We start from the raw sequence: 23755 nt of genomic DNA, 5'->3' as shown, positions 1-23755 counted from the left end.
AAAAGAGGGCGCATTGTCCGGGAATCACCCTACGTGCTCAAGCACGCAGGTGCCCGTAGCCGACACGCTCGCAACTGCCTATAATGCTGCCCCTATGGCTAAACAGAAGAAACACCCAACAGGGACCATCGCGCAGAATAAAAAAGCGCGACACGATTACTTCATCGAACATCGGTTCGAAGCTGGTCTGGTCCTGGCCGGCTGGGAAGTAAAAAGTCTGCGTGCAGGCAAGGCACAGCTGGTCGACAGCTACGTGCTACTCAAGGATGGTGAAGCATGGTTGCTCGGCAGCCATATCGCGCCTCTGACGACAGCCAGCACGCACGTTATTGCCGACCCAACGCGCAGCCGCAAACTGCTGCTTAACCAGCGCGAGCTGGAAAAGCTGTTTGCCTCGGTGCAGCAGAAGGGTTACGCCTGCGTCTGCCTCTCGCTTTACTGGAGCAAGCACTTGATCAAGTGCGAAATTGCCCTGGGTAAAGGCAAGAAGGAATACGACAAGCGTCATACCGAGCGTGAGCGCGATTCCGATCGCGAGCTGCAACGTGCGGTGCGCAACAAGGGCAAGGAAGACTAGTTCTTCAGCCCTTGTACTCGTAGGAGCAACTGCCTTGATGCTGCCTCAGCTCTTGTGGGAGCGGGCTTGCTCGCGATGGAATCGACTTGGTATACCTGATATACCGAGTTGCATGAATCGCGAGCAAGCCCGCTCCCACAGGGTTTGCATCAACAATTACAAGCCATTGCGCCGCTCGGCCCGCGCCATGCGCTGAACTTCCTGACGCACTTCTTCCAGCACTTCCTGCACATACACCAGGTGTCGGCTCGCCACTTCCCGGGCGTCTTCCGCCCTGCCCTCGATAATCGCCAGATACAACTCGCGATGCTGACTGATCAGCATGTCGCGCGTTTCACTGCGCTGCTTGTACATGCCACCAATATTGGTCACCACGTTGCGCTTGAGCAGGTCGAATAACCCGCGAATCGTATGCAGCAACACCGCGTTATGGCTCGCTTCGGCAATGGCCAGGTGGAAGTTGGCATCGGCCTCCCCCTCTTCTGCGCGACTGACTTCATCCACCCGTGCATAACAGTCCTGCAACCGTTCAAAAGCCAGCCGCAGCCGCTCACGGTCCATCTCGGTGGCACGCGATGCCGCGTAAAAAGCGCACGAAGCCTCAAGCGTGTGACGGAATTCAAGCAGATCGCGCTGCGCTTCAGGATTGCTTTCCAGCAACTGCAACAAAGGATCACTAAAGGTCGAGCCCAGGGATGTTGCCACATAATTGCCGCCACCCTGGCGACTGACCAGCAGCCCCTTGGCCGACAATTTCTGGATCGCCTCCCGCAACGAAGGGCGCGACACCCCAAACTGCTCCGCCAGCGCACGTTCGGCAGGCAAGCGCTCACCTGACTTCAACGTGCCCTCGAGGATCATGCCCTCGAGCTGCTCGACAATATCGTCCGACAAACGGCGCTGCCGGATCTGATCAAACCCCATAACTGCTCTCCACCCTCCCGACCACGCGCCGGGGGCCGCTATTCTCGCCGATTGGCGCCACGCATACACCCATCAGAAACACCGCTAAAAACCCCATCAGATGCCCGGACAACGAACACCCCGACGAAAGTTTGTGAGGCGGCAAATTGACACATGCCTCATAAGGCTTTTAACCTAGCCAACAGTGATTGTAAATTGGTAATACCAATATACCAAACACAGTCTGCAGCATCGACCAATAACAATTAGGGGCCACCCCATATGCAAACCTGGCAACAGCTCTACAGCCCGCTCGGCAGCCTCGGCCTGTCCGCTCTCGCGGCCGTCGTCCCGATCGTATTCTTCTTCCTCGCCTTGGCCGTGTTCCGTCTCAAAGGTCACGTCGCCGGCAGCATCACCCTTGCCCTGTCGATTCTGGTGGCCATCTTTGCCTTCCAGATGCCTGTCGATATGGCCTTCGCAGCAGCGGGCTACGGATTTGCCTATGGCCTGTGGCCAATTGCCTGGATCATCGTTGCCGCGGTGTTCCTCTACAAACTGACCGTCAAAAGCGGCCAGTTCGAAATCATCCGCAGCTCCGTGCTGTCGATCACCGACGACCAGCGCCTGCAAGTACTGCTGATTGGCTTCTGCTTCGGTGCTTTCCTTGAGGGTGCAGCCGGTTTCGGTGCGCCGGTAGCGATTACAGCAGCACTGCTTGTAGGCCTGGGTTTTAACCCGCTGTACGCCGCTGGCCTGTGCCTGATCGCCAACACGGCCCCGGTCGCGTTTGGCGCCCTGGGCATCCCGATCATCGTGGCGGGTCAGGTCACCGGAATCGACGCGTTCAAGATCGGCGCCATGGCCGGTCGCCAGCTACCACTGCTGTCGCTGTTCGTGCCGTTCTGGCTGGTATTCATGATGGACGGCCTGCGCGGCGTGCGTGAAACCTGGCCCGCAGCCCTGGTGGCCGGTTTGAGCTTCGCCATCACCCAGTACTACACCTCCAACTACATTGGCCCGGAACTGCCGGACATCACCTCGGCCTTGGCCAGCCTGGTCAGCCTGACCCTGTTTCTGAAAGTCTGGCAGCCAAAACGTAGCGCAGGTGCACGAATTGCTGGCGTTAGCTCTGACGTAATTGTTACCGCGAGCGCAGGTGGTTTCGGTAAACCGACCAATCTGATGGCTTCGCCTTACAGCCTGATGCAGATTCTGAAAGCCTGGTCACCGTTCCTGATCCTTACCGTGCTGGTCACCATCTGGACCCTCAAACCGTTCAAGGCGATGTTCTCTGCCGGTGGCTCGATGTACGGCTGGGTGTTCAACTTCGCGATCCCGCACCTTGATCAACTGGTGATCAAGACCGCCCCTATCGTCAACGCGCCGACCGCGATTGCCGCCGTGTTCAAACTTGATCCGATTTCGGCCACCGGCACGGCGATTTTCTTCTCGGCACTGATCTCGATGCTGATCCTGAAGATCGACATCAAGACTGGTCTGACCACTTTAAAAGAAACCTTCTACGAACTGCGCTGGCCGATTCTTTCCATCGGTATGGTGCTGGCCTTTGCCTTTGTCACCAACTACTCGGGCATGTCCTCGACCATGGCCCTGGTACTGGCAGGTACTGGCGCCGCGTTCCCGTTCTTCTCGCCGTTCCTCGGTTGGCTGGGCGTGTTCCTGACCGGTTCCGACACCTCGTCCAACGCCCTGTTCAGCTCGTTGCAGGCCACCACCGCGCACCAGATCGGCGTGAGCGACACCCTGATGGTGGCTGCCAATACCAGTGGCGGCGTGACCGGCAAGATGATTTCCCCGCAATCGATCGCTGTCGCCTGTGCGGCGACCGGCCTGGTGGGCAAAGAATCGGACCTGTTCCGCTTCACCCTCAAGCACAGTCTGTTTTTCGCCACCATCGTCGGCCTGATCACCCTGGCCCAGGCCTACTGGTTCACCGGCATGCTGGTTCACTGATAAGCGCTATGGTTACTGCACGTTAATGTCGCCGGGGCACAGCCCCGGCGTCAGTAATTCACGACCCGGTCCACCTCGGTGGACACATAACCGGGACCACCCGGAGACGCCTGATGAGCGAGCTTTTTTACAACGCCGTGCCGAATGCGACCCGTGTCGCCCCGCCCTTGCCTGTACCCCGCCAATACCCCGCGCAAAAACCGCGCAAGGTCTACCTGTTCGGCACCTGCGTGGTCGATCTGTTCTTCCCCGAGGCCGGGATGGACGCCATCCACCTGATCGAGCGCGAAGGTATCGACGTCGATTATCCCCAAGGCCAGAGCTGCTGTGGTCAACCGGCCTATACCTCGGGTTACACCGAGCAAGCCCGGGAAGTGGCCCGTGCGCAACTGGCCCTGTTCGCCGAAGACTACCCGGTCGTCGTGCCTTCCGGCTCCTGCGCCGGCATGCTGCGCGAACACTATGAAGACCTGTTCAAGGACGAGCCCGACACCCTGAAAAAGGTTCACGCCCTGGCTGAACGCACCTTTGAACTCACCGAATTTTTGCTATTTGTGTGCAAGGTCCGCTTCAAGGACCACGGCGCCCCGGTCAAGGTCGCACTGCACACCTCCTGCTCGGCCCGCCGCGAAATGAACACCCACCTGCACGGCCGCGAAATGCTCGCGCAACTGGGCAATGTGGAGCGCATCGACCACAGCCACGAAAGTGAATGCTGCGGTTTTGGCGGGACCTTCAGCGTACGCATGCCGGATATTTCCGGCGCCATGGTCGCTGACAAAACCCGCTCCCTGATTGATACCGGCGCCCATCAAGTGCTCACCGCCGATTGCGGCTGCCTGATGAACATCAACGGTTCGCTGGAAAAACAGAAGGCATCACTGCGCGGCCAGCATCTGGCCAGTTTCCTGTGGCAGCGCACCGGAGGTGGCCAATGAGCGCCAGCACCCTGATCCCTACCGTCGCGGTCGAAGAAGACTTCCGCGAGCGCGCCCACGAAGCCCTGGGTGACAAGCAACTGCGAAACAACTTCCGCAGTGCAATGGATTCTCTGATGACCAAGCGCGCTGTTGCCTTCAGCGACGCCCATGAGCGCGAGCACTTGCGCGCTCTGGGCAACGCCATCCGCGCCCGCGCCCTGTCCAAGTTGCCTGACCTGCTGGAACGACTGGAAGCCAACCTGACCCGTAATGGCGTGCAGGTTCATTGGGCTGAAACCGTCGACGAAGCCAATCAAATCGTCATGTCCATCGCCCGCCGGCGCGCCGCCAAACAGGTGATCAAAGGCAAGTCGATGGTCAGCGAAGAGATGGAGATGAACCACGTACTCGGCGCCCAGGGCATTGAATGCCTTGAGTCCGACATGGGCGAATATATTGTTCAACTCGACAACGAAAAGCCCTCCCACATCATCATGCCCGCGATCCATAAGAACGCCGGGCAAGTGGCCGACCTGTTTCACGAAAAACTCGGCGTGGAATACACCAAAGACGTGGATCAACTGATCCAGATCGGCCGCCGCGTACTGCGCCAGAAATTCTTTGAAGCGGACATCGGCGTGTCTGGCGTCAACTTTGCCGTTGCTGAAACCGGCACCCTGCTGCTGGTGGAAAACGAAGGCAACGGGCGTATGTCGACCACGGTGCCGCCTGTGCATATTGCCGTTACCGGCATCGAGAAAGTGGTCGAGAACCTGCGCGACGTTGTACCGCTGGTGTCCCTGCTGACCCGCTCGGCCCTTGGCCAGCCCATCACCACCTACGTCAATATGATTTCCGGCCCACGCAAACCCGGCGAGCTGGACGGCCCTGAAGAAGTGCACCTGGTGCTGCTCGATAACGGTCGCAGCCAGGCGTTTGCCGACAGCGAATTGCGCCAGACACTCAACTGCATTCGCTGCGGTGCCTGCATGAACCACTGCCCGGTTTACACCCGCATTGGCGGTCATGCCTACGGTGAGGTGTATCCCGGCCCGATTGGCGCAATCATCACGCCACATATGGTGGGCTTGAACAAAGTCCCGGATCACCCGAGCGCCTCATCGCTGTGCGGTGCCTGTGGCGAAGTGTGCCCGGTAAAAATCCCGATCCCGGCCCTGCTGCGGCGCCTGCGTGAAGAAAACGTCAAAGCCCCCAATACCGTACCGCGCATCATGCGTGGTCAGGGCAGCAAGTATTCGCGTAAAGAGCGCCTGATCTGGAATATGTGGGCCAAGCTCAACAGCTCACCCGCGCTTTACCGCACCTTCCTGAAAGCCGCTACCCGTCTGCGCGCCCTGACGCCGAGCAAGGTAGGCCCGTGGACGCAAAACCACAGCGCGCCCAAACCCGCCGCCCGTTCGCTGCACGATATGGCCCGCGAGCATCTGGCGAAAAAGTCGGGAGAAACACGATGAGCGCCAAGCAAAACATCCTCAATAAACTGCGTAAAAGCCTGACGGGCACCACACCGGTGCCTGACAATTTTGACGAAGTGCTAGTCACAGAGCCCTGGACCTACACCCCGGAGCAACGTATCCCGCAACTGCGCAAGCTGATGGAAGCGGTCCACACTGAAATCCACCTCAGTACCGAGCAAGGCTGGCCTGCATTGCTCGCGCAATTGGTCACCGACCGTCAGTTGCCAAGCCTGCTGATCGCACCGACTACAGCGCACGGGCAAAAGGTCAGCGAACACTGGGCACAAAACCCCGGGTTGCCAGCACTTAAAGCCTACGACCGGCCGGTAGAAGCGTGGAAAGCCGAACTGTTCAACGATACACCGGCCAGCCTCACCACCACCCTGGGGGCAATTGCTGCCACCGGCAGCCTGATCATGTGGCCAACCCCGGAAGAACCACGGCTGATGAGCCTGGTGCCGCCGGTGCATTTTGCCCTGCTTAAGGCCAGCGAAATCCGCGACAACTTTTATCAGGTGCAGCGTGAAATGAACTGGACCGCCGGCATGCCGACCAATGCGTTACTGGTGTCCGGCCCGTCGAAAACCGCCGATATCGAGCAAGTGCTGGCCTACGGCGCCCACGGTCCCAAAGACCTGATCGTGCTGATTCTGGAGGATGCATGAGCCTGCCCGCCGCGTTTATGCGTGATGCCGAGCGACTGATCCCCCAGGACCGCCGTTTTACCGATGCGCTGTCGACCCTGGCGTTCGGCACCGATGCGAGCTTTTACCGACTGATCCCCAAGCTGGTGATTCGCGTCGAGTCCGAAGATGAAGTGGTGGAGCTGCTGCGCCTGGCCCGTCGCGATCAGGTATCGGTGACCTTTCGCGCAGCGGGCACCAGCCTCTCTGGCCAGGCCATCAGCGACTCGGTGCTGATCGTGCTCGGCGACAACTGGAACGGCAAGGAAATCCGCGGCCAGGGCAGGCAAATCCGCCTGCAACCGGGAGTGATCGGCGCCCAGGCCAACGCCTGGCTGGCCCCGTTCGGACGCAAGATTGGCCCAGACCCGGCATCGATCAACGCCTGCAAAATTGGCGGCATCGTCGCCAATAATGCCAGCGGCATGTGTTGCGGCACCGCGCAAAACACCTACCACACCCTGGCGGGCCTGCGCGTAGTGCTGGCCGACGGTACCCGGGTCGACACCGAAGATGCCGCCAACATCGCCGCCTTTCGCCAAAGCCACGGGCCATTGCTCGAGCAGTTGGGGACGTTGGCTCGCGAAACCCGCGCCAACGCTGAACTGGCTGCAAAAATCCGCCACAAATACCGTCTGAAAAACACCACAGGCCTGTCCCTTAATGCCCTGGTGGATTTCGACGACCCGCTGGATATCCTCAGCCACCTGCTGGTGGGCAGCGAAGGTACCCTGGGCTTTATCAGCGCGGTGACCTACGACACCGTGATCGACCACCCGAACAAGGCTTCGGCGCTGATCGTGTTCCCGGATGTCGAGACCTGCTGCAACGCCGTCACCGTGCTTAAAAGCCAGCCCGTGTCTGCCGTGGAACTGCTCGACCGTCGCAGCCTGCGTTCGGTGCAGGACAAACCCGGCATGCCGGCTTTCGTACAACAATTGTCGGCCAATGCCTGCGCGCTATTGATCGAGTCCCGCGCAGCATCCCAGACCTTGCTGCACGAACAACTGGCGCAAATCATGGCCTCGCTGGTCGACTTCCCGGTTGAAAAACAGGTCGACTTCACCGAAGACCCTAAAGAAAACGCCAAGCTGTGGGCGATCCGCAAAGACACCTTCCCGGCCGTCGGGGCGGTGCGCAAAACCGGCACCACGGTGATCATCGAAGACGTGACCTTCCCCGTTGAACAACTGGCCATCGGCGTCAACCGCCTGATCGAGCTGTTCGACAAGCACCACTACGACGAAGCGATCCTGTTTGGCCATGCGCTGGAGGGCAACCTGCACTTCGTCTTTACCCAGGGTTTCAACAACCCCGAGGAAGTGGCGCGCTACCAGGCCTTTATGGATGACGTGGCGCAACTGGTGGCCGTGGAGTTTGGCGGTTCGCTCAAGGCCGAACACGGCACCGGGCGCAATATGGCGCCCTTTGTCGAGCTGGAATGGGGCAGCGACGCCTACCAGTTGATGTGGACGCTCAAGCGTTTGCTCGACCCGCAGGGCATTCTCAACCCCGACGTGGTGCTTAGCGAAGACCCGCATATCCACCTCAAGCACCTCAAGCCAATGCCTGCGGCGGACGAGATTGTGGATAAGTGCATCGAGTGCGGTTTTTGCGAACCGGTGTGCCCGTCCAAGGGGCTGACCCTGAGTCCACGCCAGCGGATTGTGATCTGGCGCGATATCCAGGCCAGGCAACGCGCCGGCATCGACACCACAGAGCTGGAAAAAGCCTACGCCTATCAAGGCATTAATACCTGCGCAGCCACCGGTTTATGCGCGCAACGCTGCCCGGTGGGCATCAATACCGGCGAACTGGTGAAAAAACTCCGGGCACGCAGCGCTGACAGTGTGAAAACGGCTGACTGGCTGGCCAGTCACTTCACCACAGCACTGCAGGGGGCACGTTTTACCCTGCACGTGGCCAATGGTGCGCGCATGCTGCTGGGGGCGCCGCGACTGGCAAAACTCTCATCGGCCCTGAGCAAGGCCAGCAAAGGCCGCGTGCCATTGTGGACCAACGCCATGCCCCAGCCGGAACGGGCGATCCGTTTTACCCCGCCGGTCAAGGATGCCCGCCCGCGGGTGGTGTACCTGGCGGCTTGCGTGTCGCGGGTCATGGGCCCGGCGGCAGGAGACAAAGAACAAATGTCGTTGCTGGACAAAACCCGCGGCCTGCTGGAAAAAGCCGGTTACCAGGTGGTGTTCCCCGACAATATGGACAGTCTGTGCTGCGGCCAGCCGTTTGCGTCGAAAGGTTACAACGAACAGGCCGAACACAAGCGCCAGGAACTGATCGGCGCACTGCTGCAGGCCAGCCGTGGCGGGCTTGACCCGATCTACTGCGACACCAGCCCCTGCACCCTGCGCCTGGTGCAGGACCTGGGGGAAAGTCGCCTCGACCTGTACGACCCGGTCCGCTTTATCCGCACCCACCTTGTGGACAAGTTGACCTTTACCCCGCAAACCGCACCGATTGCCGTGCATGTCACCTGCAGCACCCAGCACCTGGGCGAAAGCCAGGCCCTGATCGATATTGCGCGGCTGTGCAGCACCGACGTGGTGATCCCCGAGGGTATCCATTGCTGCGGCTTTGCCGGTGACAAAGGCTTTACCACCCCGGAGCTGAACGCCCACTCACTGCGCACTTTGAAAGACGCGGTGCAATATTGCAGCGAAGGGATCTCCACCAGCCGAACCTGTGAGATTGGCTTGAGCCAGCATGGCGGGATCGACTATCACGGCCTGGTGTACCTGGTAGACCGCGTCACCAGCGCCCAGGCCTGAAAATGTGGGAGCGGGCTTGCTCGCGACAGGATCGCTGCGGTGTGACCCATACACCGCGTCGATGCCATCGCGAGCAAGCCCGCTCCCACAAAATCAAATATTCGCTCTACTTTAGGGCACAAAAAAAACCTGAAATTAATGGCCTGACCCAGGCAGAACTCCCGAGCGTGGCTATAGTCAATTGGCTTAAGGCCCCAATGTTTGGGGCATAAAACCGAGCCTGGAAACACCGGGCCTACCCTGTGCACAAGGAGTTTTCCCCATGAAGCGTACCGCTCTTGCTGGTCTGTTTATATCCGCAGTGATGTTGGCCTCCCCGGTGTTTGCGGCAGACGACCTTTGCCAGATCAACCTGCAAAAGATCAACGACGCCGTAGCCAGCTCTGGCGAAATCAGCTCCGACTTACAAGACAACATCGACAGCACCGTCGCCCAGGCCAAGGAAGAACAGTCCAAAGGCACCAAAGAAGGCACTCAGGCCTGCGTTTCACTGACCACCCAGGTGCTCCAGGACATTGCCAACAACAACAAAGGTGGTGAGTAACCCCTTTGAGTTGGCCTTCTGCGTGAGAAAGGCGTAGACTCCGCTAGCTTGCTGGTTATACACAGCAGGCATCGGGGCCGTTTAGGATTCGACGCCGGTTGCGAAACTCTAGGTGCATGCCGAGTTGGTAACAGAACTCGTAAATCCACTGTTGCAACTACTTATAGTTGCCAATGACGAAACCTACGAGGGTCAAGCTCTCGCAGCGTAAGCTGCCTTAGCCATCCTCCTGGTACCTTCGGGTCCAGCAATCACTAGGGGATGCCTGTAAACCTGAAGTGATTGTCATATAGAACAGGATCGCCGTGCAGTACGTTGTGGACGAATCGGCTAAAACTTACACAACTCGCCCAAAGCACCCTGCCCTTCGGGTCGCTGAGGGTTAACTTAATAGAAACGGCTAAGCATGTAGTACCGACAGCGGAGTACTGGCGGACGGGGGTTCAAATCCCCCCGGCTCCACCAAATACCAGTTTCCACATGTTCCCACATGATCGGAAACACCCCAAGAAGCCCGCCCTGCGCGGGCTTTCTTGTGTCTGGGTGTATCTGAATGCCCCCGTACAGCATTGCACTCTGTGTATGCCTCCTTGTATGCTCGCGGAATATTTGAAACTGAGGCATACACAGTGAAACGCTCGGAGATAAAGCGCCGTCCGATGGCAGATACAACCTTGGCCAGCCTTGAGCCCGAGGCCAGCACCTACCGGGAGCTGGATGGTGCCGGTCTTTATCTGCGAGTTAAGCCGACCGGACAGAAGTCTTGGGAGCTGCGCTACAAAAAAGCCGATGGCAAATGGTCTTGGTTAGGATTGGGAGGTTACGGCAAGGGTAGCCACCAGTTAACCGGCGAGCAGGCGCGCCAAAAGGCAGCAGAATTGCGCGACGGCACAGCAAAAGACGGCAGCATGCTTGCCACTCAGCGAGCAAAAAAAGCCTCCGAGCTTGAAGCCGCAAACAATACGTTCGAGCATCTGGCTCGCGAGTGGTACGCCAACAAGCGCAAAGGCTGGAGTGACGGCACGGCAACCCGGACCATCGGCGCCTTGGAACTTCATGTGTTCCCGGTCTTTGGTAAGCGCCCCTATCAAGGCATTCTGCCGATGGAGTGGATGGAGTTCCTGCGCGGCAAGGAGCAGACAGGCATTATCGAGCAGACCAGCCGGGTACGCGGCATGTGTCGGGAAATTTACGACCTGGCCCGTGTTACCGGACGCGCCACTCACAACCCGCTTGAAGGCCTGCACAAGTTTCTGCTGACCAAGCCCGCCGAAAACTATGCCCATGTCTCAATTGACGAACTGCCGCCTCTGTTGCGAGCGATCAGAGCGTACCCAAGTGCAGTAGACGTTCGTATGGGTCTGCACCTTTTGTCTATGCTCGCTTGCCGACCGTCTGAGTTGCGCGAGGCCCGCTGGTCTGAGTTCGATCTAGATGGTTGTCTGTGGACCGTTCCCGCTGAACGAATGAAGCGTCGTCGTGAGCATGTGGTTCCCCTACCACGCCAAGCCGTCGAACTGCTGCGCGATCTGCACAGCCTCACAGGGTCTTATTTGCTGCTATTCCCTGGCCGCAGCGACACCACTAAGCCGCGATCCAATACCGTCTTCCTGATGGCCCTACGCCGACTTGGCTACGAAGGTCGGCAGACCGGCCACGGGTTCAGACACATCGCCAGCACGATCCTTAACGAACACGGCTTCGACGAAAACCACATTGAAGCTCAACTATCGCACGTCAAAGATGGGATTGCCGGGGTGTACAACAAAGCTCAATACCTGGCTCAGCGCACGACCATGATGCAGTGGTATGCCGATCATCTAGACAAGCTGGCCGCCAACAACGTGGTTGAGCTAAAACGTGCATAAACTTTCGGTCAGTCAAGTGGATAAGCCGCAATCATCCACCGAGATACTAATGCTTTATTCAAAAGTGCAAATGTGCGCGAGGCCACTGCTTTGAGCTGGCTAGTAAAGTACAAGCGTTGGCTGACGCTAGCGGATGCCGCAAAGTATCTGAACAAGAGCCCAGACATGAATGTCACCGAGACGGATCTATTGTGGCTAGCTCTTGAAGGGCGTCTAAAAATCGCAGCGCGCTTTCCCTACCCCGTACCCGCCACAATAGGAACAACCGAAACACTCACCGGGATCCCCGAACATATTGCCTTAGAACCATTCCCCTTATACCCAGGCATAAAAGGGGAGTTCGACCTGCTATCCACGCCGGAGACACTCCTACTGAACAAAAATGGAGATCTTGAAAGCAGCGAAATTCTGGGTGGCTTCGTGTTCAACACCGATGTACCTGGAAAAGTAGTAATGATTGGTACTCGTACCCTCCCAGAAACGGCTTACTGGGTTATTCAATCCAGCGACTTGCTTGAGTTTGAATCCAAGACTGAGGAATTTAGTAACCCGCTACCCGCTCCCCTCATAGAAAAAAATCCCACGATTGGCATATCGGAACCACTCCAGGTACAGGAAAAGCCCAAAAGAAAGACATATCGCCAAGCCCAAGCTGTCATCGAGATACTGATAGATCTCGGTTACAACCCAAAGGCCCTTCCTCCACGCCAGCCGGGTTTACCGTGGGTAAAATCGGATGTCAGAAAAGCAGCACTAAACCGTAGAAATCTTTTCACGGAAAAATCCTTCGACAATACCTGGGAGCGGCTACGCGCCAGCAGGGAAATCTTAGAGCTAACGTGAGGTATCCCCTCCGAAAAAAGGGGATAGAGGGACACTTGCGGGGGAGGATACCTTCAGTAGGAACATTGCCTCACTTACAGAGAGGTCTATATGCATCCTAGTGATCCCCCCAGCAAAGCATTAATTCGCCAGACAGCGCTTTGCGACTGGCTCGACTTGTCCCGCTCAGGGCTGGATAAGCTCCGCAAAAAAGACACAACCTTTCCGCGTCCTCTCAAGGACAGCACCACCCGCCAAGCCGCGTCCTACTTTGTAGTGTCAGAAATTCAATCGTGGCTCCAATCCAAGATCGAAGCACGCGACACCGCGAACGCCCCCATCACTTCCTTCGACGATGAGCAACAGAGCAAGCACCAGCGGAGGATTGCCACATGAACCCAGTCAGGTTGACTCTCATCAGGGATGAACCCCGCGTGGATAGTCGCGTACTAGCCGAGCAACTGGGCGTTAAGCCCAAGAACACGCTTGGCCTGATCGAGCGATACCTCAGCAAGTTTGAGCGGTTTGGGGTTGTTCCGTTTCAAACGGAGAAACCTGGGGCCGGTACTGTTGGTGGTAGGCCGGAACGGTTCGTGCTGCTCAACGAGGATCAGTGCTACTTCCTGCTGTCCCTCTCGCGCAACAGTGATGTTGTGGTCGAGCTGAAAGCAGACCTGATAACGGCATTCTGCGAAGCCCGATACGGGCATGCTTACCAGACTCTTGAGGCTGCAAGGAAAGAAGCGAGCCAGAGCGGTAGGCGGCTGGCTCGTTGGCGCTACCAAAAGCCCCGCATGCAGCAGCACGTTGCCCACTTGAGGGAGCAACTGAAGCTCCCCCTCGAACTGAAAGGTGTATCTCCATGAACATCGCCCAGACCTTCCCGCCCCTTGCCATGCATTCCCACAATCGGTATGGTGCGCCCGTCGCTGCAAATTCAGCGCACGGGACGCCAAGCCCGGAAAGTAAAAGGAGCACAAGCTCCCACCTATCGTCGCGGAGTTTTTTTTCGTCTGCGTTTTATGGTGGCGCTGTGTGGGAGGGCCTCGGCCCTATCGGCTTCCTTTTGCGCCGATCTTGGCGGCCCGCACAGTGCTACCGCCTATCATCGCCAAGTGATGCCGGTAGCTCCTCAGCAAAAGGAGCTGTACCCATGCAACACATCCTCAGCCTCAATCCGTCCAAAATCCGCGCCCTTGCTCACCGCCGCATGGCCTTGAGCGCACTTCGCGCCGACTCATCCCTATCCGTTCGACTCAAGCGCTACAACGACCACATGACCATTGTTCGCGCCTTGGAAGTGCAAGGCGGTGCAAAGTGAACTGGTCGCTGTTGGTGCCTTTTCTGAGCGTGGCCTATTTCGGCTGCGGCGTTACAAAACGCAGTTCGTGCGCCTTGATTGCCACGACGACACCCGGTTGTAACTCGTCCATCAACCACAATCTGGAGTTGTCATCATGGGTAGCGTAAAGCCTTTAAATGGCAATCCATATGCGTGTGCCAGCACCAACAATACGCAGGGAGATTACGACGATGCCAGCGCTCCCACAGCGCCAGCCATTGACGACGATAGCTTCGCCCTGCTGATTGAGGCCTACTCTGAGCTTAGCGATTTTCACGACCTAGAGAAGTGCCCAGGACGGGCGGGCTGGCTATCGGAAATCATCGAAGAATTTAAGGCCTTAATCGACCGAGTTGATCCTTCGAGGGCCAGTGAGTGACGCAGCAAATCTTTTCGTGACGCGCTCCAGTCTGTCTAACGACGCTCGGGCGAGTAGCACCAAAAGCCTCGTAACGGAATAACCACAATGATCAAAACAACCTGCAAAAAAGCGGGAATGCCGAAGGCTTGCCTGAAGAAAGTCCTCGAACTCTGGTACATCCCCCATCCGAAGGGCGCCAAAGCATTGCTAGGGCCATTCTTGACTGAGGCCGACGCCGAGTGCGGGCGTGTCGTGATGCACAGCACCGATACCATGGTGACTGCCTACCTAGTCGATTCAATCGACGATTTCACCTGCTGGCACGGTGTTAACAACGGCCAAGTTTGCCGGGCCTTTGCTGGCGCTGCCAAGGGGGTCGCATGACCGACTCGACGATCCTTTTCCGTGACGTGCTCCAGTCAGCCTATGGCCCGCTTGATTGGCTTCCCGTGCCAGACGGTGCAATTCATCGTTTCCACGTGCCTGACGACAAGGCCGGTACGCTTAACGGCTGGTACGTGCTGTACCTGGACGGCATCGCGTCCGGCGCGTTCGGCAGTTGGAAAACGAATGGTTCCAGCGTTTGGAGCAGTCGATCACCCGTTGACTATCGTGAAGCCGAACAGGTACGCCAGCGCATTGAGCAGGCCAGCCGCCAGCGCGAAGCCGAGCAACAAGTGCGCCAGCTCAAAACCGCGAGCCTTGCTCAACGCTGGTGGCGTGATGCCCACCCCGCCGATACTGACCATGCCTATTTAATCGCCAAGGGAGTTCTGGCGCACAGCTTGCGCCAGCGTGGTGACGAGTTGCTGGTGCCGCTGTATGCCGATGGCGTGCTGGCCAACCTGCAACGGATCGCTCCGGACGGTGGTAAGCGCTTCCTGTTCGGTGGCCGGGTGAAGGGCACCTATTCACTGCTGGGTCGCATCACGCCAGGCAAGCCGCTGTGCATTTGTGAAGGCTGGGCCACGAGCGCAACGCTTCACGAAATCGGCTACACCGTCGCGTGCGCGCTGAATGCAGGGAATCTAAAACCAGTGGCGCTTGTGCTTAAAGCCGAACACTGCAACATCGAAATTATCATTGCGGGAGACGACGACCGGCGCACCGAGGGCAATCCCGGACGCACCGCCGCCAATGCCGCCGCCATTGCAGTGGGTGGACTGGTGGCGTTTCCCGACTGGCCGAACAGTGCCCCCGACACCCTGACTGACTTCAACGATCTGTACCGCTGGGAAATCGACCATGCCACATAACGTAACCAGCCAAACGGTTGACCTAGGCGGCACGGCTGGGGCAACTGACGGCACCGATACGGCAAAAACAACCGCAAGCCAAGCGGCAAAGGCCTCGTCCAAGTTTCTGACCTGTGAACCCCCGAAGATTGCACCTGTGCGCCCTTGCTGGGGCGTGTATGAATACTGGGTGAAAAATGAGAAAGCCCGCCCGCTGCGACCCGGTGTGTACTGGCACGGCTTTAAACGCACCACCGCAGATGATGAGACCGACGACGACAAAACAGATCGCCCCATCACTGACGAGTTTATCGCCAGCCCCGTGAGCGTAGTAGCCCGGACAACCAATAGCGACGATGGCAGCGAAGGCCGTTTACTGCGACTGGTGACGGAGACCGGCATTAAGGAGTGGATCATACCCATGGAGGTGTTCGGCGGCAGTGGTGAGGACGCAAGGCGCCAATTGTTCGGTATGGGCGTAATCATCGCACTCAAGAAACGTGGAGCATTCATGGAATACCTACTAGACCAACGTCCTGACCAAGTGCTTGCTACCACTTGCCGTCCCGGCTGGCATGAGTCGGGCGCCTTTGTGCTGCCAGGCCGCGCCCTCGGCAGTGACAAGGTGCGTTATCAGGCCAGCGGTAAGGGACAAAACCTATTCAGCCTTCGCGGTGATCTGGTGGGCTGGAAAGCCGAAGTCGCGGCCAAGTGCGAGGGCAACCCGGTACTGACCTTGGCGATTGGCTGCGCTCTAGCTGGCCCGTTGCTGAGTCTAGTGGGCGTCCTGGGTGGCGGTGTTCACCTGGTGGGCGACAGCTCTAGCGGCAAGTCGCTGGCGCAACTGATTGGCTCGTCCGTATGGGGCGATCCTGGAATATTCGCGGCGTCGTGGGATATGACTAAAGGCGGTTTGGAAATCGAAGCATCGAGTCGTAATGACACCATGCTACCTCTAGACGAGATCAAGCGGGCCGACCCAAAGCGCGTACAGGAAATGGCCTACTCACTCGCCAATGGCCAGGGCAAAGGCACCATGACTCGCGAGCGTGAAGGTAGGGCAAAACTGTCGTGGCGCCTGCTGGCGCTGTCGAGTGGTGAACGCTCCCTATCTGAGCACGCAGCCATCGGCGGTAATGCGGCCCACGCTGGCGCTGAATTACGCATGGTGGACGTGAACGCCGGTACTCGTACCCACCGTGCCTTCGACGAGTTGCATGGCTTGGCGGGCGCCGATTTCCACCGCCTTCTGACTGTCGCTGTCAGCGCCCACCATGGGCACATCGGGCCAGCCTTCGTGGAAAAGCTGCTCGCCAGTGATGACCGCCCCGGCCTGCTGGAAGATTTCGCCGGTATTCGCGCCAAGTTCATCGAGGACAACGCACAAGCCGGACGGGTGGCGGATCGCTTCGCCGTCATTGCGCTGGCAGGGGAAATGGCTATTACCTACGGCCTTTTGCCCTGGACGCCAGGCAGTGCCCTTGCTGACTGCCAGTTGCTCTATAGCGAGTGGCTGAGTCGAGTAGGCAGCGGCAATGCCGAAGACCGGCAAATCCTATCTAGCGTTAGCGACTTCATAGCCAGGCACGGCGATAGCCGATTCTCCAATGTGAACGACCAAACGCCCGACACTAAGGTACATAACCGAGCCGGGTTCTGGGAATTATCAATGGGGAAGCGGCTGTACCTATTCAACAAACCGGCACTGATCGAGGCCGCGCACGGCTACGGATTTAATCGTGTTATCAAGGCATTAGAGGCGTCTAGCGCTCTGACGCGTCGTGACAACGGACGGAATACGAAGAACTACCGACTGCCTGGTGGCGGGCAACATCGTCTATATGTCGTCGACCAAGAAGCAATGGACATGGAAGGTGGTGGCTCATGACCGCCCCCCAAACTCCACTTACCCAGAATGCCAAAGTTCACATGAACATAAAGTCACTGGCAACAGTGGCAACACCGGCAACAGCCTTGCGGGGCATGGCCTGTAGCCGTTGCCACCCTATAAAAAAAGTGGCAACAACTGGCAACACACACCTACGTTTCAATATATGGGCGTTTTCCTACTGCAACTTGTGGTTATCACTGTTGCCACTAAAAATACGCTGGCAACAAAATCACCAAATTGGCAATGACTGGAGGCCTCGGAAAACGGGGCTGTTGCCGATGTTGCCACTGTTGCCGGTGTTTTTTGATTCACAGGAACATGTTCTTGTGAAAAAACCGGGCTGGGTGGTGCTATGAGCCCGACTTGCCAATACTTGAGCCAGCACCAGAGGAAGTGGAAACCGAGAAGGTATCCGGTGTCCTGGTCAAAAGCATCGACCTTGTGCGTCAAGTTTTCGGAGGGTTCTAAATGAGCATCCTTCCTTCCGACTCTGATGGCTTCCTAACGGCGACGATGAAGGAAGCTCTCGACCAGATGGGCCGAGAAATCGAGGTACTTAAGGCAATTCAGAGGGACACGGCTTCAACCCTTTCGCAGCTATCGTCGATTGCCAACGCATTATCTAACCCCCCACGTCCTCCCGCCCCGCACCCGTCGTCAGGGCCAGCACTACGGCCTAGGCCTGCGCCACCGGTTCCGCCACCAAGTCCTGCGCCTAGACCGCCCAGTCCGGCGCCGATACCTCCAGCCCCGCCGGCGCCCGCTGGCCCGCAAAGTCCAGACCATGGCCGTGATGAGAGCGGACGATGGCGCCCACGCAACCCTGTGCCGCCTGGCCAGGATGGCGCGCCCCCTGATAACAGTCCATCACGGCCCGGATCCAGCAATCGCGCTACCGAGGCTATGGGGGATGCTGCCGCGAGCTTGAAAGGTGCGGCTGGGGCCTTGGCGTCTGGGGCTGATGGTATCGATCCAACTGTCCAGGCAGTAAAAGAGATTGGCGGCATTTTCCAGCCAATTATGGGTGTCCTCAGGCCCATGGGGCGCATGTTCGGCATTGGTCGACGGCCTGAACAGAAAAACCAGCGTGAGAATGTAAGCTGGTACCGCCGCATCTGGAACGCCCTAAGAGCGCCAGGTGGTGGGGGCGGTGGTGGTATGGGCCTGATCATGACGGCCTTGCTATCTATGCTCGGCATGATCATGGCGCCGATTAAGGCACTGGGAGCACTGACGGGGATTACTGGGCTTGTTAAAGGGCTTGGCTCGTTATTCGGGGTTGGTGCTGGCGGGGCTGGCGGTGGGCTGCTCAAGGGGATTCTAAAAAAGATCCCTTTCATTGGGGCGCTGATTGGTGGGGGGCTGCTGGCCAGTGACTTAATGGCCGGTGATGATCCGAACCTGACGCCTCAAGAGAACAAGACAAAGCGTTATGGCAACGTAGGCAGTAGCGTCGGAGGTCTAGTTGGTGGTGTGCTTGGGATGCTTGGTGGTCCTGCTGGCGCCATAGCTGGGGCAGTGATTGGTGACCAACTAGGGGGGATGGTCGGGAATTGGCTATCTACCTTTGACCTGACATCGATCACTAAGGCTTGGGATGGCATGGTAGCCACAGGCGTCAAACTCCTGAGCGGAATGACCGACAGTATCAAGGAGGCATTCAGTAAGGCCGTGGATGTCGTGCTGGGCATCAAGGACACCATTCAGACAGCTAAGGACTACGTGGGCGACAAGGCCACGTCGGTCAAGGACGCAGTTCAAAATGTACTCTACAAAAAATCCTCCGGGCGTCTTGGCTCTGAAGGTTCTGATGGGCGCAAGGCCGAACTGATAAAGGCGATGGACGCAGGTGGGATCACTGACCAGAAGTCGAAAGCCATGCTTATGGCCAACGTCGATGTTGAGTCGAGCGGGTTCACAGAGAGCGAGGAAAAATTGAACTACAGCGCCAAGCGCCTACAGGAAGTGTTCCCGAAATATTACAAGACCGCCGAGGCTGCTAGAGCTGACATGGGTCACCCGGAGGCTATAGCCAATAAGGTTTATGGCAGCCGTATGGGAAACACCGCGACGGGCGATGGGTACAAATACCGGGGGCGGGGAGCCATACAACTGACTGGTAAAGCTCAGTACGAGTCCATGGGAAAAGCGCTGGGCATCGACTTGGTGAATAACCCAGACCTAGCCATGGACCCTAAGTACTCCGCACAAATCGCTGTACAGCATTGGAAGGGGTCAGGCGCTAACAGAGCCGCGATGACCGGCGATGTTGTGCGTGCACGCAAACTCACGAATGGCGGTACCAATGGCCTAGCCGACGTACAGGCTAAATATGACGGTTATCTGGCTCAGGCGAAAGCTGGCGACCTGACACCCACCCGGCGAGCCGATCAGGGCAAGGTGCAAGCCCCGTACGCGGCCAATGCGGCGCTGGCCAGTACCATGTCAGCAGTCAGGGGTAGTCCACCTTTAGGCGTTATGCCGATAGGTCCAAGTCCCTCTGTGGCGTCTGGCCTATCAAGTACTCAGCCGGTGGGCGTAATGGCCCCGGCTATACCGGCCATGAGCATGGCGTCTCTCAAGCCGGTTAGCGCCAGCACGATGATCGCGCCAAGCTATGCAGCTCCTGCACCAGACGCATCACTGGTCAAGTTTCCAACCATGCCAGTAGTCGAAAAGCCACTGATGGCGCCCAGCAAGACAGCCGGTAATCAGACCATTCATATGTCGGTACCGCTCAGTCAGAACGTGGAAGACAGGCAGATTGCCCACGTCTCCAGTGGAGGCGTAGGGATGGGCATATAGCTCGCCCGTAGACTGCAAACCGCCCTCCAATAGGGTTGATAGCGGTTGGGGCGGCTACCATGGTCTATGCTCAAACAAATGGCCCGCCGATGCGGGCTATTTTTTTAACGTAAAGCGCAGGAAGTTGGCCTTTTTACCGTGGCTGATAGCGAACTTATCACGCCATGAGGTTGTTGGATGTCGTACAGGACAGAGACGGAAAAACCACCGAACCGGGGACAACCAATTCCTTCCAATGCGGCCAAGTGTGTTCATAAATCGGCAAAACCGCGTGTTGTTAACGTCAGCAAGAATTCACCTACCAAAATCCCGTCGCAATGGCTGAAAAAAACGCGGTATATACAAGTGGAGAAACTGAAAGTTTGAAGACTGCTAACCAGCACCGCGACTGTGGATATGCTCAGATAATGAGTCCGAAAAGGCTGGCTCTGAAATAGCAAAAAACCTTTGATTTAAAGGCTTTCAAAGGACTTTATGCCCGTGTAGACCTGTGGTTTGTGAGCTATAACGGGGCCGGGCCTACCGGCATGCTGGCTACCCGTGCAAGACCGAAGCAGGGCTCAAACGGGTGCAAGCAGATTGTTAACATTTGCTAACGTCCTTTTCCCATCAGGCTAACTTGCGCAAAATCGCAAGGTGAACAAATTGGTTAACCTCACCCACCTACAAATACGCCGAATTACCGGTAAAAGCCCGGATTTTCTGGTCAAAAGCGGCCTAATCGTATGCTGCTAGGCTGTTAAGGTTTGTTAAGGTCGTTTTTCCCCCATCAGAGGGATGGTCAGACTGCAATTTTGTGCGAGCTTTTCGTGGGCTGGCGCTACATTGGTGACATTCTTGTCGTATGGCAGCTATCGAGCTGCAAGAGTCAGCACAGATGAACGAAGACCAACACCGACGCCGTATCGCGTTGTGGTTAGGATCATTCCCCATGATTGCAGCCTTTGTGCTTCTGACCCTGGTGCTGCTACTGAGTGACCGTACGGCCCCGGTAACTCCGCAAATGCCTGTTGGCTCAAATCCGATCCATCCAGCGGATCAATCCCCTAAAGTGATGAGCCGGGCAATCGAGCCAATTCAGGCTCAATCCCCATAGACAGAATCGGACCACTCATCCGACAGTATAAATCTGAGTCATCGCCCAACAATCGATGCATAAATAAAGACCGACCCTCTTGAGGTAAAGGTGCGGGTCTTGCTGGCTGAACGTCTCCAACATCAAGCCTACGAAATCAAACTATTGGCAGCGGTGACAGCCTGTCAGTGAGCCCCAATGCTAATTTTCTCGCCCTACGATGTAGACAATAAATTAGAGGCAGGAGACTAAAACCCCGACCTTTTTCATTCATCTATAGAAATGTCTTTCCCCTTCGTTTTCGGCGGATTACTGCACTCCATAACGAAGTTGGCCCATTTATCCATAAGTGAGCGACGGCGCTCTAGCAGGTTGCCTCTGCTGTAGGATCGAGTAGTCGCGGTGCCTACAGAATGTGATAGAGCAATCTCGCAAATCTCATCTGGAAACTTAGTTTTCTCGACTGCCCACATACGGAAGGTTGAGCGGAACCCGTGCGGGGTTGCAGTTTCATCATATCGAGTCAGAACGCGGCGCAGAGAGTTGTTAGCCATGATGGCTTTAAGCGATCTATTCGGAAAAATTAAGTCACTTCGACCTCTTGTATGAACGTCTTTCAATACCCCCATGGCGGCGTCACTTAATGGGATCTGGTGGGGTTGACGGCTTTTCATGCGCTCGGCGGGGATGCTCCACATCTTGGTTTCGAAGTCGATTTCATCCCACCTTGCGCCCATCGCTTCGCCGCTGCGGCAAGCTGTCAATATCACGAATTGTAGGCAGCGCGCCGCACGGGTGATATCTCCCTCTAACTTCTCCATAAAGGCAGGCATTCGGGAGTAGGGCATAGATTCAAGGTGTTCGACTTCGGGGGTTATGCCCGACAGAATATTTTGTAGATGTCCGCGCCAGCGTGCCGGGTTATCTTCGAAGCGGTTGCCACGCGTCTTTGCGAAGTCGAGCACCAGCTCTATGCGGTTTCGCACGCGGCGCGCCGACTCTGGCATTTCACGCCAAATAGGCTCAAGCACAGACATAACCGCATCAGCGTCTACCTCGTTGACGGGCATTAGGCCTATTTTGGGGAATACATGATCGCGTAGCGAACTGAACCACTGAGCGGCGTGCTTTGTCGACCACTCGTGTTTGTAGTGCTCAATTCGTTCTAGCGCCTCATCTTGAAAGGTGATGGTCTGTTTCGCTTTCTGGTGTTTCTCAGCCAGCGGATCAATTCCGCTGTTGATCTTTACCCGCAGTTCCAGGCAGGCGGCTCGCGCATCCGCCAACGACACGAGTGGGAATGATCCCAATCCCATATCGTGACGATGCCCGTCTTTCTGGTATCGAAAGATCCAAGATTTAGAGCCGGTTTTTGTCACTCGCAGCGCCAAACCATTTTTATCTTGGTAGGTCGCCGGCAGAGTGATGTTCTGAACAGTTTTCTGAGTGAGAGCCATGTTGTGGCTTACCTTTTATGCGCGATTTTGTAATTTGCAGCGATAGCGTTTTGATTTAAATAACTCGAAGAACGTAGCAATATTCTTAAAGCGAGTAGATTTTTCAGCAGATATCATACTCACCACCGACCAAGCCCATATAAACAGCAATCCGAAGCTAATAGTTCGAGTCCGTCTCTGGCACCACCTTTTGTTTTCAGGTGATGCCAGAAAACAACGAACAGATTGCTAAGATTAGCCACGTACAAAGGCGTGAGTATTGCGGCCAAAGCCCCGCTTTTGCTGGCCGAGAATGGTTGAACCCTATGTCCCAAAGTTGCTAATTTTTGCTAAGGTCACTTTTCCCGTCGGGGAGCGGGAGCCCAAGACACGGCAATCGCTTCGGTTCAGATGCTCTATTAGGATTCCAACCACCGTCGGTGCGTTCTGTTGCTGGAATGTGACTTGAGGTTATGGCCTTACTAACACTCATCACTGCTCAATTTTATTGCCTGACACGGCGCAGCAACCAGCAGCATGTATGCCCCTGTGTATGCCTTGATCTCTAGCGGCGCGCCAAGCCCAATGATTACTAGAACATCACCGACCAGTTCAAACGGCCCCGGCTCCACCACTTTTACATCTAAAGACGTCCAAGGACGTCTTTTTTTGTGCCTGAAATCCAGCAAATACGGGGATTTCAGGGCTATTGTGGGCTTTGGAAGTTTTCTGAGTTCCAGGCACTTTGGTATCCCAGGTGGTATCCCGGGCTACCAGGTGCTATTTTCAGGATACCAAAACGGTGCTGGAGGTAGCCCCCATGCCTACTAACGCAACCCGCCTCTCTGATCGCCAGCTCAAGGCAGTTAAGGCAACTGGTAAAGACTTTGTCCTCAGCGACGGCGATGGCTTGCAGCTTCGAGTACGCGCCAGCGGCTCGATGATGTGGAATTTTAATTACCGCGAGCCGTTAACCTGAATCGCCCCGGGTTTCCTAGACACTCTCCAGGCTCGCTGCGTAACGCTTTTCAAACTCTACCGGTGACAGCTGA

At 56.9% G+C, this 23755-nt stretch carries 20 protein-coding genes, 1 other RNA gene and 1 pseudogene; 19 read left to right on the top strand and 3 right to left on the bottom strand.

Translation table 11 applies throughout. The features are described 5' to 3' along the window. Positions 1-94 precede the first annotated feature (94 nt). Complete coding sequence (gene smpB / locus GHO03_RS04175) at positions 95-577, top strand: SsrA-binding protein SmpB (protein WP_048383611.1); 483 nt, start codon at positions 95-97, stop codon at positions 575-577. A 156-nt stretch (positions 578-733) separates the two neighbouring features. On the opposite strand, the gene GHO03_RS04170 is transcribed toward smpB, so the two are convergent. After that, the gene (locus GHO03_RS04170; protein ID WP_016783458.1) at positions 734-1501 is read right to left on the bottom strand and encodes a GntR family transcriptional regulator; all 768 of its coding nucleotides are present in this window, start codon (positions 1499-1501) and stop codon (positions 734-736) included. Positions 1502-1762: 261 nt separating this feature from the next. Between GHO03_RS04170 and GHO03_RS04165 the strand changes: the two genes are divergently transcribed. The 16 genes from GHO03_RS04165 (at position 1763) to GHO03_RS04095 (ending at position 17743) form a co-directional block, all read left to right on the top strand. Beyond that, positions 1763-3457, top strand: coding sequence for a lactate permease LctP family transporter (locus tag GHO03_RS04165; RefSeq protein WP_095020679.1), 1695 nt, complete (start codon positions 1763-1765; stop codon positions 3455-3457). Positions 3458-3570: 113 nt separating this feature from the next. Further along, entirely contained in the window at positions 3571-4395 is an 825-nt protein-coding gene (locus GHO03_RS04160; RefSeq protein WP_153399246.1) for a (Fe-S)-binding protein, read from the top strand. Continuing rightward, the gene (locus GHO03_RS04155) at positions 4392-5852 is read left to right on the top strand and encodes a LutB/LldF family L-lactate oxidation iron-sulfur protein (RefSeq protein WP_153399244.1); all 1461 of its coding nucleotides are present in this window, start codon (positions 4392-4394) and stop codon (positions 5850-5852) included. Before GHO03_RS04160 ends, GHO03_RS04155 begins: the two co-directional genes overlap by 4 nt. Then, entirely contained in the window at positions 5849-6520 is a 672-nt protein-coding gene (locus GHO03_RS04150; RefSeq protein ID WP_095002537.1) for an LUD domain-containing protein, read from the top strand. The genes GHO03_RS04155 and GHO03_RS04150 overlap by 4 nt, the downstream gene beginning before the upstream one ends. Next, complete coding sequence (locus GHO03_RS04145) at positions 6517-9324, top strand: FAD-binding and (Fe-S)-binding domain-containing protein (protein WP_153399242.1); 2808 nt, start codon at positions 6517-6519, stop codon at positions 9322-9324. Before GHO03_RS04150 ends, GHO03_RS04145 begins: the two co-directional genes overlap by 4 nt. Positions 9325-9586: 262 nt before the next feature. Further along, positions 9587-9868, top strand: coding sequence for a hypothetical protein (locus GHO03_RS04140; protein ID WP_095002535.1), 282 nt, complete (start codon positions 9587-9589; stop codon positions 9866-9868). Between the two features lie 73 nt (positions 9869-9941). After that, positions 9942-10333: a transfer-messenger RNA gene (gene ssrA / locus GHO03_RS04135) on the top strand. 164 nt (positions 10334-10497) lie between these two features. After that, positions 10498-11736, top strand: a complete 1239-nt coding sequence (locus tag GHO03_RS04130; protein WP_372241705.1) for a tyrosine-type recombinase/integrase — start codon at positions 10498-10500, stop codon at positions 11734-11736. 165 nt (positions 11737-11901) lie between these two features. Continuing rightward, on the top strand, positions 11902-12579 hold the full coding sequence (locus GHO03_RS04125) for a hypothetical protein (RefSeq protein ID WP_153399238.1): 678 nt from the start codon (positions 11902-11904) through the stop codon (positions 12577-12579). Positions 12580-12950: 371 nt separating this feature from the next. Beyond that, positions 12951-13424 carry a Rha family transcriptional regulator gene (locus tag GHO03_RS04120; RefSeq protein WP_153399236.1) on the top strand — a complete coding sequence of 158 codons (474 nt, stop codon included), beginning with the start codon at positions 12951-12953 and terminating at the stop codon, positions 13422-13424. Positions 13425-13711: 287 nt separating this feature from the next. Further along, a complete protein-coding gene (locus GHO03_RS25080; protein ID WP_178110288.1) occupies positions 13712-13879 on the top strand; it encodes a hypothetical protein in 168 nt (55 codons plus the stop codon). A gap of 136 nt (positions 13880-14015) precedes the next feature. Then, entirely contained in the window at positions 14016-14279 is a 264-nt protein-coding gene (locus GHO03_RS04115; protein ID WP_153399234.1) for a hypothetical protein, read from the top strand. An 87-nt stretch (positions 14280-14366) separates the two neighbouring features. After that, the gene (locus tag GHO03_RS04110) at positions 14367-14645 is read left to right on the top strand and encodes a hypothetical protein (protein WP_153399232.1); all 279 of its coding nucleotides are present in this window, start codon (positions 14367-14369) and stop codon (positions 14643-14645) included. Beyond that, entirely contained in the window at positions 14642-15517 is an 876-nt protein-coding gene (locus GHO03_RS04105; protein WP_153399230.1) for a toprim domain-containing protein, read from the top strand. The genes GHO03_RS04110 and GHO03_RS04105 overlap by 4 nt, the downstream gene beginning before the upstream one ends. After that, positions 15507-17384: a DUF927 domain-containing protein gene (locus tag GHO03_RS04100; protein ID WP_256668399.1), complete on the top strand. Its 1878-nt coding sequence runs from the start codon at positions 15507-15509 to the stop codon at positions 17382-17384. Before GHO03_RS04105 ends, GHO03_RS04100 begins: the two co-directional genes overlap by 11 nt. Then, entirely contained in the window at positions 17381-17743 is a 363-nt protein-coding gene (locus GHO03_RS04095; protein ID WP_153399228.1) for a hypothetical protein, read from the top strand. Before GHO03_RS04100 ends, GHO03_RS04095 begins: the two co-directional genes overlap by 4 nt. A gap of 359 nt (positions 17744-18102) precedes the next feature. Here GHO03_RS04095 and GHO03_RS04090 read toward each other — a convergent pair whose 3' ends face one another. Beyond that, entirely contained in the window at positions 18103-18258 is a 156-nt protein-coding gene (locus GHO03_RS04090; RefSeq protein ID WP_153399227.1) for a hypothetical protein, read from the bottom strand. 287 nt (positions 18259-18545) lie between these two features. Here GHO03_RS04090 and GHO03_RS25490 point away from each other — a divergent pair, with 287 nt between their 5' ends. Beyond that, positions 18546-20192, top strand: coding sequence for a glycoside hydrolase family 19 protein (locus tag GHO03_RS25490; RefSeq protein ID WP_178110287.1), 1647 nt, complete (start codon positions 18546-18548; stop codon positions 20190-20192). A 1341-nt stretch (positions 20193-21533) separates the two neighbouring features. Here GHO03_RS25490 and GHO03_RS04080 read toward each other — a convergent pair. Then, positions 21534-22724 (bottom strand): integrase arm-type DNA-binding domain-containing protein, encoded by a 1191-nt coding sequence (locus tag GHO03_RS04080; protein ID WP_153399223.1) that lies wholly within the window; start codon positions 22722-22724, stop codon positions 21534-21536. A 799-nt stretch (positions 22725-23523) separates the two neighbouring features. Here GHO03_RS04080 and GHO03_RS25075 point away from each other — a divergent pair. Continuing rightward, a pseudogene (locus GHO03_RS25075) lies at positions 23524-23679 on the top strand (integrase arm-type DNA-binding domain-containing protein); the annotation flags it as partial. Positions 23680-23755: the final 76 nt, after the last annotated feature.

Source organism: Pseudomonas sp. FSL R10-1339 (assembly GCF_009600545.1).
GTDB classification, from domain to species: domain Bacteria; phylum Pseudomonadota; class Gammaproteobacteria; order Pseudomonadales; family Pseudomonadaceae; genus Aquipseudomonas; species Aquipseudomonas bubulae.
Note: the sequence above shows the minus strand (reverse complement) of the source record. Positions and strands in the feature narration are given on the sequence as shown.

Excerpts from the sequence above, each read along its gene's own strand:
- GHO03_RS04100 (WP_256668399.1), top strand. The coding sequence starts at position 15,507 with ATGCCACATAACGTAACCAGCCAAACGGTTGACCTAGGCGGCACGGCT.
- GHO03_RS04105 (WP_153399230.1), top strand. The coding sequence starts at position 14,642 with ATGACCGACTCGACGATCCTTTTCCGTGACGTGCTCCAGTCAGCCTAT.
- GHO03_RS04120 (WP_153399236.1), top strand. The coding sequence starts at position 12,951 with ATGAACCCAGTCAGGTTGACTCTCATCAGGGATGAACCCCGCGTGGAT.
- GHO03_RS04110 (WP_153399232.1), top strand. The coding sequence starts at position 14,367 with ATGATCAAAACAACCTGCAAAAAAGCGGGAATGCCGAAGGCTTGCCTG.
- smpB (WP_048383611.1), top strand. The coding sequence starts at position 95 with ATGGCTAAACAGAAGAAACACCCAACAGGGACCATCGCGCAGAATAAA.
- GHO03_RS25490 (WP_178110287.1), top strand. The coding sequence starts at position 18,546 with ATGGGCCTGATCATGACGGCCTTGCTATCTATGCTCGGCATGATCATG.
- GHO03_RS04140 (WP_095002535.1), top strand. The coding sequence starts at position 9,587 with ATGAAGCGTACCGCTCTTGCTGGTCTGTTTATATCCGCAGTGATGTTG.
- GHO03_RS04080 (WP_153399223.1), bottom strand. The coding sequence starts at position 22,724 with ATGGCTCTCACTCAGAAAACTGTTCAGAACATCACTCTGCCGGCGACC.
- GHO03_RS04155 (WP_153399244.1), top strand. The coding sequence starts at position 4,392 with ATGAGCGCCAGCACCCTGATCCCTACCGTCGCGGTCGAAGAAGACTTC.
- GHO03_RS04115 (WP_153399234.1), top strand. The coding sequence starts at position 14,016 with ATGGGTAGCGTAAAGCCTTTAAATGGCAATCCATATGCGTGTGCCAGC.
- GHO03_RS04170 (WP_016783458.1), bottom strand. The coding sequence starts at position 1,501 with ATGGGGTTTGATCAGATCCGGCAGCGCCGTTTGTCGGACGATATTGTC.
- GHO03_RS04150 (WP_095002537.1), top strand. The coding sequence starts at position 5,849 with ATGAGCGCCAAGCAAAACATCCTCAATAAACTGCGTAAAAGCCTGACG.
- GHO03_RS04165 (WP_095020679.1), top strand. The coding sequence starts at position 1,763 with ATGCAAACCTGGCAACAGCTCTACAGCCCGCTCGGCAGCCTCGGCCTG.
- GHO03_RS04145 (WP_153399242.1), top strand. The coding sequence starts at position 6,517 with ATGAGCCTGCCCGCCGCGTTTATGCGTGATGCCGAGCGACTGATCCCC.
- GHO03_RS04160 (WP_153399246.1), top strand. The coding sequence starts at position 3,571 with ATGAGCGAGCTTTTTTACAACGCCGTGCCGAATGCGACCCGTGTCGCC.
- GHO03_RS04125 (WP_153399238.1), top strand. The coding sequence starts at position 11,902 with ATGAATGTCACCGAGACGGATCTATTGTGGCTAGCTCTTGAAGGGCGT.
- GHO03_RS04095 (WP_153399228.1), top strand. The coding sequence starts at position 17,381 with ATGACCGCCCCCCAAACTCCACTTACCCAGAATGCCAAAGTTCACATG.
- GHO03_RS25080 (WP_178110288.1), top strand. The coding sequence starts at position 13,712 with ATGCAACACATCCTCAGCCTCAATCCGTCCAAAATCCGCGCCCTTGCT.